The sequence below is a fragment of the Dehalococcoidia bacterium genome, assembly GCA_030648205.1.
In the GTDB taxonomy this organism is placed as follows: domain Bacteria; phylum Chloroflexota; class Dehalococcoidia; order JAUSIH01; family JAUSIH01; genus JAUSIH01.
Map to the genome: position 1 here is coordinate 1 of JAUSIH010000061.1, position 12,259 is coordinate 12,259.

Genomic DNA, 12,259 nt, shown 5'->3' on the forward strand with positions numbered 1-12,259 from the left:
CATCAGGCTTCTTCATGGGGCCGTGACGCTGGCTCTTGGGGGCTGGCTTAGCCGGTGGTGGAGGAGCAGACGTGCCGTGCACCGCCGTGCGCGCGCGCTGCGGCGGCACTGCGGTGGCGGGTGATGCCTTCTGTTTGGCGGCAGGCTTTGTAGCCACTGCGGCGCTCTTGCCCGCGGCGAGCCGTTTCTCAGTGGTGGTGCCTGGCTTCTTCGCGGGCTCTTTCGCCATGCGCTTTGCTCCCCACGGCTCGCCACTCCTGGTTGCATCTCCGGACAATCCTTCCGCCGCGGGCGACCGGGCCGGCTCCGGTCCTTGAGCAGCCCCGGGACTCCTGCCGCCGCATAGCGGTTCCGCCAACGGGTGATGGTAGGCGTCGTCGTACCCAGTCGCGCCATGATATCCCCCGTGGGTACGCCAGCGGCGCTGAGCAACACAATCCGCGCCCGCAGGGCCACCTTCTGGGGCGTCTTTCCGCTCCGCACGACCCGTTCCAACGTAGTCCGATCCTGTTCCGTGATGAGCACGTGTCTGCTGGTTCTCATACCCAGCAGTCTAGCATAACTAATGCTATTTAGGAAGCACTACACTAGTCGTTGCACCCAGTACTCAATGCAGAGGACAGCGATCCCTGAGGAGAGAGCGAGTGAAGATTGGTCGGAGCGAGTGGGGTCAGCGCGACGCTGCTCGCCTCATGCTACAATTGTCGGGCACTTTGCCCAAGCATCATCCCCAACAACTATGATGCCGGAGCTCAATCTAGTTGTAGGTGGCGCGTGTTTCTTATAGATAGATCTCTGAGGGCCAGCCAAGAGCTGTAGTGGAGGTAATTCTATGCCCAAGGACATCGATCTCACATCAAAGCGAATTAGCTTTCCAGATTCTCTGGATGAGTTGGAGGCAATCAATGATTTCCTGCTGTTACGGAAGATGACCGATGGCCTTCCGGTCGTCCCACCAACAGAGCGACGCGTTCGAGCCTTCATCGAGTATGCGAGGCGACGGGCGAGCGAAGTGATCGCCGTCATACCGCCGGCCAATCACCCCGCAACAGCGGAGAAACTAGCGGTTAACGCAGTCATGGCAGGCTGCAAGCCAGAGTACATGCCCATTGTCCTAGCCGCTGTTGAGGCGATGACGGAACCTCAGTTCAACCTGAACGCCATCCAATCCACTTCGGCCCCAGCGGGGCCCATGTTGATCATCAACGGACCAATCCGCCATGAGATCAGCCTTAATTGCTCATCAGGTCTCTTGGGCCCCGGTTGGCGGGCAAACGCAAGTATAGGGCGTGCTATTCGTCTGATCCTCATGAATTTGGGAGGCGCAGTTCCGGGCACGGTGGACTTGGCAACCCAAGGATGGCCTGGCAAGTACTCCTTGTGCGCGGGAGAACTAGAGGAGGAGAATCCTTGGGAGCCATTGCATGTAGAGCGCGGATTCAGGCGAGACGAAAGCACCGTTACTGTCCTGGGAGTTCAGGGTACCAATGCCATTGTGGAAGCAAGCCCGGACGCTGAGGATGTCATCAAGACCATCGAGCACGCGTTGGTAGATACCGGTTGCAACAACTTCCATACCGGTTTGGGCGAACCGGCTCTCCTTCTGTGCCCGACGCATGCGCAATTGCTGAAACGCCTGTTTCCCACCAAGAACCACTTGAAGAAGTACTTGTGGGAAAAAGTACGGGCCCCTGTCGAATGGTTCTCTCGTAGATACAAGGAGCGGCCAGGATTTCTTGAGCGTGTCGTGGACGGCACGGTGCCGATGATCCCTCAGTGGGAGGACTATATGGTTCTCATAGGCGGCGGCCCCGGCGGATTCTTCTCTACGTTCCTCCCGACATTCGGCGATAGTCTCTCGGTAACCCGCCGAATCGGGCGGTGATTCGCTTCAGCCAAACCGCCGCGCCGCGGCACGAACACGGCGCATGACGCTCCGGGTCTCCTGGGTGCGCGCTTCAGCCTGCTGGCTGGTCGGATCGGCTCCTTGGAACATGCTGGGCTCCTTTCTTCCCGGGGTACTCTATCCCTGCGACGGAGCTTTAGCAGCCCCCAGGGTGTCTTCAGTTTCTTGGGCTGGAGAACTGCTCCATTTTCGCTGGCGCGCTACATTCTGCGCTCTGAAAGAAGCCTACACTAGAACTCATTTCAAAATGCCTACTCACCCTTCGACAAGCTCAGGCTGAGCGGTGGCTTTTCCGTTCATGGTGACCTTGTCGAGCCATGAAGCCGAATTTGGGAACGGATTCTAGGACCCTAAACTCTCGGGTTTCTCACCCCCTCCGAAAAGTGTCTAATTTCGCTGACCTCACACATACATTGACAAAGAAATGCAAATGCAATAAACTCGTTGTGTAGCTCGACAGTCTATCCGAATTCCGGGCACAAAAGTATGTCTGGGGGAAACTCGCGGTTCTGGCATCACTAACCATCGCACCAAGAGGAATAGTATGTCGAAGATACAGGGGAAGCCGAGGCTTTATTTCATTCTATCGGTCATGAGCACCCTGGTGCTGGGTTTGAGCGCTTGTGCGCCAAGTGCGACGCTACCAGTCCCCCCGCCGCAAGCCGCAGCAGCCAAGCCCCCTACTCCCATTCCCGCAACTCCGCTGGCTCCTGCCGTACCTACACCACGAGCACAGCCGACAGTATCCGTCTCCGCTTCTCCAACCCCTGCGAGTGCGAGCCCGCGCCGAGGTGGCGTTGTCCGCATGCTTTTGGCTACCGAACCGGCGTGCCTGGACATATACACTTGCGTCAACGCTCATTGGTGGGTGGCACCAGCGTACAATTTGCTCGTGCAACGCGACCCACAAGAAGGCATCAAACTGTTTCCTGACTTGGCAGAAAGCTGGCAACTTAGCCCTGATGGGCGCACGTTCACAATCCACATTCGAAAGAACGTCAAATTCCAGGATGGGACGCTGCTAACAGCCGACGACGTCGCGTTCAACGTTCAAAGAATCATCACGCCCCTGCAAGGCGATATCCCTCAATTGGCTTGGGCTTTAGGACCGGTGACAGAGCAAGTGAACACCGTGGATTCACAAACGATTCAAGTAAAACTGAAATATCCTTTCGCGCCTTTTCTAGAGCTATTCGCCATCGACTTTTTCCCGATGTATTCTAAGAGCTTTATGCTGGAAAAGCGCGGAGACTTGCGCGCGAAGCCCCCCATTGGTACAGGCCCGTTCGAGTATCAGAGCTATACGCCGGGCGTCGGGGCAAGACTTGTTAGGAACGCCAATTACTGGGATAGCGGGCTTCCGTATCTTGATGGGATTCAACTGATCCTGGTCAAGGACCGCGCCACTCAAAAGGCCGCTCTGCGAACTCATTCGGTCGATTTGGCCGGTCGTATTTTCGAATCCTTTAGTCCTGCAGAGGTCGCTGAAATCAGGCAGCAAGCGCCCGCAATCGTCTTCAAACCCAGCAATTCATCGGCAGGAGTTGGGTTGTATCTTAACACTCGTAAGAAGCCCTTTGATGACCCCCGTGTACGTCAAGCGGTTTATCTCTCGATTGACCGTGGTGCGGCAGTCAAGATCATAGCCGAAGGAGACGGTCTGATCGGCGGACTGTTCAGCAATTATCCTGGCTGGGGACTCACTCAAGAGGAACTCGGCAAGCTACCGGGCTTTCGTGACAAGACTTCTGAGCGCGAACAAGCAAAAAAACTACTTGTGGAAGCGGGTTATCCCCAGGGATTTTCGGTCTCGGTTCTTGCTCGCCCGGTCCCCCTGCTGCAAACGACGGCGATTTTCGTCACCGGACAACTCCAAAGCATAAACGTACGCGGAGTGGTGGATCCGCAGACAGACGCTGCCTTCTACCCGCGGGCGCTCAAAGGGGACTTTGATGTGGCAGTCGGGGCGGGTGCAAATGTAGCCCTTGACCCACTGATGCAGGGTCGTTTTTTCGTGCCCGGTGGCGTGCTCAACTATACCGGCAATAGTGATCCCAAACTTGTCCAATTATGGTCTCAGCAGATGAGCGAGAATGACATCGGCAAACGCCGCGAACTCATTCGGGATATCGAGACCCACGTCTTGGGGCAATACACATTCATCCCTATCGTTTGGCCTCGTACTTACCAGGCGCATTGGCCAAACGTGCACGATGTTGTCATTCCGGCAACAGATTACACAGGCAATCGTCTGGACCGTATCTGGCTGAGCCCGTAGGCACACTATCGTTTACGGCGCGCGCACACGTTTCGCCACGGTACGGTGGCGCGTTGTTGCAATCTTCCGTCTCCCCCTCCACGGCGCGCGTTATGCAACAGTAGCGAGCCGTCCGATCCACTCTTCAACGCCTAGGACCGCAACGTCCGACGGCAGGTAAAGTTTTCCATCACGTCGGGGCGAGTGGGCTCGCCCCGACACCATCTTGTTTAGATCTGCGTTCCGGATTGATCACGCGGCTTCGGCGATCTTCCTCGTAGAGGTAGACTTACGGATAGAGCCAGCACCAAATGGTCATTTGTGCGCGCCCCCTCTCCCGATGAGAAGGGGGGAGAAGTAAAGCGAATCTGGGAGGGCCCCTCCCAGACCCTCCGGCGGGGCTGCGCCCCTGCACCCGCTTTTTTGCGCACGCATTATCGTCTTCCCTTATTCTCTCCGCGAGGAGAGGGGGATGAATAGGGTGTCCGGGGGATACCCCCAGACCCCCGGCGGGAGCGGGAGCGATGCTCCCGCACCTCACCGCGGGCTTTCACCATCGCGCCCCTCTCATGTAATCCCTGTATCTCCTCGCGGCGTCGTCGCCATCGTGGGGCCGACGGGCGTCGGCAAGAGCGCGCTGGCGCTGCATCTGGCCCAGGCCCTCGGCGGCGAGATCGTGAACGCTGATAGTCGTCAGGTCTATCGCGGCATGGACATCGGCACCGCCAAGCCCTCGCCGGAGGAGCGCTCCCTCGTCCCGCATCACCTCTTCGATTTCGTTGACCCCGACGGGGAATTCAGCCTCGCGCTGTACCAGGAGAAGGCGAACGCCGCCATTCAGGACATCCTGAGCAGGGGCAGGCTCCCCCTTCTCGTCGGGGGCAGCGGCCTGTACATCTGGGCGGTGCTGGAAGGCGTGCGGGTGCCGCGTGTGCCGCCGGACGCCGCGTTCCGGAGCGCCATGCAGGAGCGCGCTGAGCGCGATGGGCCGCAGGCGCTGTTCGCCGAGCTTGAGGCGATTGATCCGGAGGCCGCGTGCCGCATTGACCCGCGCAACGTCCGCCGGGTCATCCGCGCGCTGGAGGTGTGCCGCGCCACGGGCGCACTGTTCTCAGACCTGCGGCGCAAGGAGCCGCCGCCGTTCGAGTCGCTGGTTATAGGGCTTGCTTTGGAGCGGCGGGAGCTGTACCGGCGCATTGACGCGCGCGTGGACGCCATGATGGCGCAGGGGTGGGTGGAGGAGGTGCGCGCATTGCTGGAGCGGGGCTATGGCCTTGACCTGCCTTCCATGTCGGCGGTAGGCTATAGGGAGATTGCCCTGCACCTATGTGGAGACATAACATTGGAGGAAGCAGTCGCGCGAGCCAAGTCGAGCGTGCACGGTTTTGTGCGGCATCAGGGCGCGTGGTTCCGCCGGAGCAATCCGCGCATCCGCTGGCTGGACGCCGCGGGCGATCCGTGCGTTCCCGCCGAGTCGCTGGTGCGCGCGTGGCTGGTGGGCGGGTAGGCCTCACCCCTGTCCCCTCTCCGTCATACGGAGAGGGGAGAAAACGACGTCCATCACGTCCTTCAAAATGACAGGAGAGGGCGCAGAGGCCCACGTTCGATTGGAAGGTGCAGCGCCGCAGGGTGGCTGGGGGCGACGGGGGTGTCCCCCGTCTATCGTTTTCCCCCCCCCTTCTTGCAAGGGAAGGGGGATACAGGGGGATGGTTCGGAGAAAATGAAGTTCCTCAAGATGCACGGCACGGGCAACGACTTCGTCATCCTGGAGTCGCTGCCGACCGCCGCCGACTGGCCGGACTGGGCGCGGCGCATCTGCGACCGCCACTTCGGCGTGGGCGCCGACGGCCTGATCATCGCGCAGGCGAGCCGCGTCGCCGACCTGCGCATGCGCATCTTCAACCCGGACGGCTCGGAGGCGGAGATGTGCGGCAACGGCGTGCGCTGCTTTACCAAGTTCGTTCTGGAGAGCGGTCGGGTGGACCGTCAACGCTCTCCCCTCAAGGTGGAGACGAGCGCGGGGGTCATCACGCTCTGGCCCCGGTGGGCGGACGGGCAGGTGACGCACGTGCGCGTGGGGATGGGCCAGCCGCGCTTTGCCCCACAGGAGATACCCGTCAGTCTGCCGGGCAAGGACGGCGCCGGAAAAGGGCCTGTCCGGGACTACCCGCTGGACGTGGGCGGCCATCGGCTCGCGCTGACGTTCGTCTCCATGGGCAATCCGCATGCCATCCACTTCCTGGACGATGCCAACGGGTTCCCGCTGCTGGAAGTCGGGCCCAAAGTGGAGCGCCACGCGCTGTTCCCGAGCCGCACCAACTTCGAGATCGTGCAGAAGCTGGGCGAGGGCCGCCTGCGGGTGCGCGTATGGGAGCGCGGTGCGGGAGCCACGCTCGCGTGCGGGACGGGGGCGTGCGCCGTCATGGTGGCCGCCCAGCTCAAGGGCCTCGTCGGACGGGAGGCGCAGGTGGAGATGCCGGGCGGCCCGCTGGCCGTGGAGTGGGACGGCGCGGGCGAGGTGTTCATGATCGGCCCGGCGGAGGCCGTGTTCGAGGGCGAGATGCGGCCTGAAGCCGTCGGCATCAGGCCGCATGCCTAGCGTGGGGCGGGTCGTCGCCGTCTGCGCCAGTCCCCATACGGGCGTGCCCAAGCCGCCTCAGCCTGTCATCACGGTCGGCGCGCAGGGCGTCGAGGGCGACTTTCACGCGGGCCCGATCAACCGCCACAAGAAGTCCGGCCCGCCGGAGCCGAACCGCCGCCAGGTCAGTATCGTCGCGCGCGAGGCGACCGACGCCGTCAGCGTCGCGCTGGGCATCCGCCTGCGCCCGGGCGACCTTGCCGAGAACGTGCTGGTCGAGGGGCTTGGCGACCTCTCGCAGCTTCAGCCCGGCGACCGCCTGCGCCTCGGCGAGCGCGTGGTGGTGGAGGTCACGGGCCAGAACAAGCCGTGCAAGACCCTCGCCGTGCACCATCCGGACATCGTCGCCGCGTTCACGGGGCGTCGCGGCGTCGTGGCGGTCGTCGTCGCGACGGGCGAGGTGCGGCCCTGTGACAGGGTGGAGGTGACGCGGACGCCCGCCGCGGAAGCGATTGACAAAGAGGCGGCGTCACTCTAAGGTAGGGGCGCGTGATTCCCACCTCACAGGGCAATACATAGGAGTGCCTGATGGACTTCAAGTTCGCTCGACGGGTGCAGCAGCTTCCCCCGTACCTCTTCGTGGAGATCTCTCGCAAGATTGCCGAGAAGCGGGCCAGGGGCATTGACGTCGTCTCCTTCGCCATCGGCGACCCCGACATCCCGACGCCGCCGCACATCGTTGACCGCCTCATCGAGGCCTCGCGCGACCCCGCGAACCATCGCTATCCGGAGACGGACGGCCTGCCGGAGTTCCGCAAGGCGGTGGCGGGCTGGTACGAGCGGCGCTTCGGCCTGACCTTCCACCCGGACAAGGAGGTCCTGCCGCTCATCGGCTCCAAGGAAGGCATCGGGCACATGGCGCTCTGCTTCATTGACCCGGGCGACGTGGCGCTGGTGCCGGACCCGGGCTACCCGGTGTACAGCGTCGGCACGCTCTTCGCGGGGGGCGAGTCCTACTACATGCCCCTGGCGGAGGAGAACGGCTATCTGCCGGACCTGGACGCCATCCCGCAGTCGGTGGCGCAGCGGGCGAAGGTGATGTGGCTCAACTATCCGAACAACCCGACCGCGGCCGTCGCCGACCTGGGCTTCTTCGAGCGGGCCGTCCACTTCGCGAAGAAGTACGGCGTCGCGATATGCCACGACGGGCCGTACAGCGAGGTAGCCTTCGACGGCTACAAGCCGGTAAGCTTCCTGCAGGCGAAGGGCGCGCGGGACGTGGGCGTGGAGTTCCACTCGCTGTCCAAGAGCTACAACATGACCGGCTGGCGCATCGGCATGGTGGTGGGCAACGAGAAGCTGGTGAACGCGCTCATGCGGGTCAAGTCGAACCTGGACTCGGGCATCCCGCAGGCCATCCAGCTCGCGGCGGTGGCGGCGCTGAACGGCCCGCAGGGCTGCGTGGACGAGCACAACCGCATCTACCAGCGTCGCCGCGACCGGCTGGCGCCTGCCCTTGCAAAGATGGGCTTGCGCGTCACGCCGCCGAAGGCGAGCCTGTACATCTGGGCGCGTCTGCCGCAGGGGCAGAAGTCCATTGACTTCGCGGCGCGGCTGCTCGACGAGATCAACGTGGTCGTGACGCCGGGCATTGGCTACGGGCCGTCCGGCGAGGGGTACATCCGCCTCTCCATGACGTTGTCCGACGACAAGCTGGAGGAGGGTGTGCGCCGCATGAGCGCGTGGAAGGGACTGAAGGGGTAGGGGGCGGTCTACCTCACTCTCTCGGTCTCCCTCTCCGCGTGCAGAGAGGGAGAAGACAGGACGGGTTCAGGCGGGCGGCTTAGCATGCCGCGCCCCTACGATCGGGGTATCAGATAGGGATTTGAATTGTTTGCATTTTTTTTTCGGGGCCTGTCCTATCCGCGTGCTGTATCTGACGGGTTGAGTTACGGAGTTTTGTTTTGGTTATGTCTCGTCGGGGAGACGGCGACGGGCCAGGCGTGGTGTTGCGAGCATGGCTGCATCGGGACCGCGCCGCGTGATGGGGCATAGGGGACGCTCCTTTCTGCGTGGGGGTTGGGGGTTAGGGATTGGGGTTTGGGAGTTCTATCTCACTCCTTCGACTGCGCTCAGGACAGGCTCTCTCGGTCTCCCTCTCCGTTATACAGAGAGGGAGAGGATGCGGCATCCGGCAGGGCAGACACGCAGGTCTGCCCCTACGAGCCGATGCGCCCGGTAACACTATCGTTCTGTTGACAGAGTAGCGCGCGGTTTTGGGGTGGGGCAAGGGGCGGGTGGCGGGGCGGTGGGGGTTGGGGGTTGGGGACTAGGGGTTGGGGGTTGGTACTGTAGGGCGCTCCGGCATGCCGGATTGCACCTACGAGGCGCGGGCCGGGAATGGAGGCGGATGGAGGTAGATTCCTCGCTTCGCTCAGAAGGGGAGCACCCTCACCCTTCGGCAAGCTCAGGACAGGCCCTGTCGAATCCACGAGCGGGCCGCGTCGTTGGCGGCGTTCCCCAACGGGCTGTCCCAAAATCCGTGGATTCTTACCAACCAGGCTCACGCGAAAGCGCCCATTCAGGAAGCGGCGGTAACCATTCCCTGTCATACCAGCGAAAGCTGGTATCCAGAGAAGCGCCGGGGAACGCTGGATTCCGGCCCCGTATCGGGTACGGGGCAAGCTGTACGCCGGAATGACGAACGGGCGACGCTGGATCCCGGCCCCGTATCAGGTACGGGGCAAGCTCTTCGCCGGAATCGCTCATGCTGGCATTCAGCACTAGGAAGGATGAGAACGCCGCGCCCCAGATGCCTCGTCGGCGAAGCGCCGTCCGAAGCCAGGGAGTGCAACCACCTCCTCGGTATGACAACCCACCTCCGCCCCGGCATTTTCGTAGGAATGACAGAGAGGGGGACACGCCTGGGGTATCAAATACAACCCGCCAGGTGATTGCTGTGCCCATTTGCGCCCAACGGCCATCTGCCGGCAATCCACGGATTACGGACGCCCCGCGCCTCTTGCGAGTCTTGCGCCTTTGCACTAAACTGCGCCCATGACCGCCAACACGCTCTACTACGGCGACAACCTCAAGCTCCTCCGCGACCACGTTCCCGACGAGTCGGTTGACCTCATCTATCTGGACCCGCCGTTCAACAGCAACGCCAGCTACAACGTGCTGTTCAAGGAGCGCAGCGGGGAGGAGTCCGCCGCCCAGATCAGGGCGTTTGAGGACACGTGGCACTGGGGCCAGGAGGCCGAGCGCGCCTTCGCGGACGTTCTGGCGAGCGCCATCACCCCACAGGAAACTAAAGACCTACTTGTTGCTCTACGCAAGGCACTAAAAAGCACCGACATGATGGCGTATCTGGTCATGATGACGATACGCCTCGTGGAGTTGCGCCGGGTACTGAAACCGACGGGGAGCATCTACCTGCACTGTGACCCGACCGCGAGCCACTACCTGAAGGTCATGCTTGATGCTATATTCAAGCCAAGCAACTTCATAAATGAGATTATATGGAAACGCTCAGACGCGAAAGGCGACACAGGTCAAGGAGCCAAACATTTTGGGCGGGTCAACGATACGCTTCTGCTCTACGCAAAATCTCTTGACTATATATTCAACCCGCTCTATGGCCCTTTAGACCCGGATTACGTGGAGAATTTTTATCGATACGCAGATCCAGACGGGCGGAGATACAAGCTTGACAACATGTTAGGGCCAGGGGGAGCAGCCAAAGGCAACCCCTCATATGAAGTTATGGGGATAACCCGATATTGGCGCTATAGTAGGGAACGCATGCAGCAACTTGTTCAAGCTGGCCGTGTCATTCAAACAAAGCCCGGGACAGTTCCCATGTACAAGCGTTATCTTGACGAATCAAAAGGAACACCTGTCACTACAAATTGGACGGATATAAGCTTGATCAGAGGTTGGTCTAGTGAGAAACTAGGTTACGCAACTCAAAAGCCCCTCGCCCTGCTCGAACGCATCATCCAGACCTCCTCCAACGAGGGCGACGTCGTGCTCGACCCCTTCTGCGGCTGCGGCACGGCGGTCGCGGCGGCGCACAAGCTCAACCGCAAGTGGATTGGCATGGACATCACGCATCTTGCCGTGGCCCTGATGAAGAGTCGGCTGAAGGACATGTTCGGTCTAGAACCCAAGAAGGACTATCGCGTGGTGGGCGAGCCTGAGGACCTGGAGAGCGCGCGGCAGCTCGCGCAGGATGACCGCCATGAGTTCCAGTACTGGGCGGTCTCCCTCGCCACCGGCCAGCCGCGCCAGGAGGACAAGAAGGGCGCGGACAAGGGCGTGGACGGCGTCATCTACTTCATAGACGGGCCGCGCAAGACCGCGCAGAAGGCCATCATGCAGGTCAAGAGCGGGCACGTCTCCTCCGCGTACATACGCGACCTGAAAGGCGTGCTGCAACGGGAGGACGCCGCGCTTGGCCTGTTCATCACGCTGGAGAAGCCCACCCGCGACATGGAGACGGAGGCGGTCAGCGCGGGCTTCTTCCACTCCGACCTGATGAACCGCGATTACCCGCGCGTGCAGATACGCACCATCGAGGAACTTCTTGCGGGCAAGGAGTTCCAGATGCCGGGGCGCGGCGCGCGTCCGGCGCAGTTCAAGCAGGCCCCGCGCGCGCAGCGGCGGGAGGGCAGGCAGGGGCAACTCCTGTCGGACGCGGAGAATGGAAACTCCTAGTGTGGAGTCCCCCAGATTTGTTTACATTTTGATGCTCCGAGGGGAATGTCAGGCGTGCACCGGCGGCCCCGTCATTCCGGCGAAAGCCGGAATCCAGACCCGGTGTCGGCCATGCAAGGCGGACAATGAAGCAACCCTGTGTCTACGTGCTAGCCAGCAAGCGCAACGGCACCCTTTATGTGGGCGTGACCTCCAATCTAGTCCAGCGTATCTGGCAGCATAAGCAGGGACTGGTGGAGGGGTTTACCAAACGTTACCGCGTCCACACACTGGTATGGTATGAAGTCCATGCGACGATGGAAGCTGCCATTGCGCGGGAAAAGGCACTGAAGGAGTGGAAACGCACCTGGAAACTGGAACTCATTGAGAAGAACAACCCGGATTGGCGGGATCTGGGTGACGAGCTTGTGTAATGGGATTCCTGGATTCCGGCGTTCGCCGGAATGACGAGACAAGAACGCGTCCCGCCAGTCGCTGGTGCTCGTCTAAATAGGCAGTGTATTTCAGAGGTCACACATTAGCGCATTCTTGCGACAAACGCGCCAGGGAAAGCCGCTCATGGTTCGACCCTTCGGCTCTGCTCAGGGCAGGCTGGCTCACCACGAGCGGGAAAATACAAATTGTCAACAGAGCCGAGTGTGGAGTCCCCTAAGTTCGCCGACAATGTCATTGCGAGGCCCGATGGGTTCGACCCTTCGGCTCTGCTCAGGGCAGGCAGGCAAGCCACAGGCTGCGGAGGGCCGCCGCAATCTGGCGGCGGGACCCACCCCCTTCTCCAGATTGCTTCGTCCTCCTTCC

9 protein-coding genes are annotated in these 12,259 nt (G+C 61.6%); 8 read left to right on the plus strand and 1 reads right to left on the minus strand.

The features are described 5' to 3' along the window. A partial coding sequence (locus tag Q7T26_08030) for a transcriptional regulator (protein ID MDO8532100.1) occupies positions 1-229 on the minus strand: 229 nt, incomplete at its 3' end. Between the two features lie 603 nt (positions 230-832). On the opposite strand from Q7T26_08030, the gene Q7T26_08035 reads away from it, so the two are divergent. The 8 genes from Q7T26_08035 to Q7T26_08070 all read left to right on the plus strand — a co-directional run bounded on the left by Q7T26_08035 (position 833) and on the right by Q7T26_08070 (position 11,874). After that, complete coding sequence (locus tag Q7T26_08035; protein ID MDO8532101.1) at positions 833-1,885, plus strand: hypothetical protein; 1,053 nt, start codon at positions 833-835, stop codon at positions 1,883-1,885. Positions 1,886-2,711: 826 nt separating this feature from the next. Continuing rightward, positions 2,712-4,184, plus strand: a complete 1,473-nt coding sequence (locus tag Q7T26_08040; protein MDO8532102.1) for an ABC transporter substrate-binding protein — start codon at positions 2,712-2,714, stop codon at positions 4,182-4,184. 451 nt (positions 4,185-4,635) lie between these two features. Further along, positions 4,636-5,670, plus strand: a complete 1,035-nt coding sequence (miaA, locus tag Q7T26_08045) for a tRNA (adenosine(37)-N6)-dimethylallyltransferase MiaA (protein ID MDO8532103.1) — start codon at positions 4,636-4,638, stop codon at positions 5,668-5,670. Positions 5,671-5,884: 214 nt separating this feature from the next. Then, a complete protein-coding gene (gene dapF / locus Q7T26_08050; GenBank protein ID MDO8532104.1) occupies positions 5,885-6,763 on the plus strand; it encodes a diaminopimelate epimerase in 879 nt (292 codons plus the stop codon). Beyond that, positions 6,756-7,280, plus strand: coding sequence for an MOSC domain-containing protein (locus Q7T26_08055; GenBank protein ID MDO8532105.1), 525 nt, complete (start codon positions 6,756-6,758; stop codon positions 7,278-7,280). Before dapF ends, Q7T26_08055 begins: the two co-directional genes overlap by 8 nt. Positions 7,281-7,330: 50 nt before the next feature. Beyond that, entirely contained in the window at positions 7,331-8,506 is a 1,176-nt protein-coding gene (locus Q7T26_08060; protein ID MDO8532106.1) for an LL-diaminopimelate aminotransferase, read from the plus strand. A 1,293-nt stretch (positions 8,507-9,799) separates the two neighbouring features. Beyond that, positions 9,800-11,461, plus strand: a complete 1,662-nt coding sequence (locus Q7T26_08065) for a DNA methyltransferase (protein ID MDO8532107.1) — start codon at positions 9,800-9,802, stop codon at positions 11,459-11,461. Between the two features lie 125 nt (positions 11,462-11,586). Beyond that, the gene (locus Q7T26_08070) at positions 11,587-11,874 is read left to right on the plus strand and encodes a GIY-YIG nuclease family protein (protein MDO8532108.1); all 288 of its coding nucleotides are present in this window, start codon (positions 11,587-11,589) and stop codon (positions 11,872-11,874) included. Positions 11,875-12,259 lie beyond the last annotated feature (385 nt).

Coding starts and splice junctions, on each gene's coding strand:
- Q7T26_08060 (MDO8532106.1), top strand. CDS start 7,331: ATGGACTTCAAGTTCGCTCGACGGGTGCAGCAGCTTCCCCCGTACCTC.
- dapF (MDO8532104.1), top strand. CDS start 5,885: ATGAAGTTCCTCAAGATGCACGGCACGGGCAACGACTTCGTCATCCTG.
- miaA (MDO8532103.1), top strand. CDS start 4,636: ATGAATAGGGTGTCCGGGGGATACCCCCAGACCCCCGGCGGGAGCGGG.
- Q7T26_08070 (MDO8532108.1), top strand. CDS start 11,587: ATGAAGCAACCCTGTGTCTACGTGCTAGCCAGCAAGCGCAACGGCACC.
- Q7T26_08065 (MDO8532107.1), top strand. CDS start 9,800: ATGACCGCCAACACGCTCTACTACGGCGACAACCTCAAGCTCCTCCGC.
- Q7T26_08040 (MDO8532102.1), top strand. CDS start 2,712: ATGCTTTTGGCTACCGAACCGGCGTGCCTGGACATATACACTTGCGTC.
- Q7T26_08055 (MDO8532105.1), top strand. CDS start 6,756: ATGCCTAGCGTGGGGCGGGTCGTCGCCGTCTGCGCCAGTCCCCATACG.
- Q7T26_08035 (MDO8532101.1), top strand. CDS start 833: ATGCCCAAGGACATCGATCTCACATCAAAGCGAATTAGCTTTCCAGAT.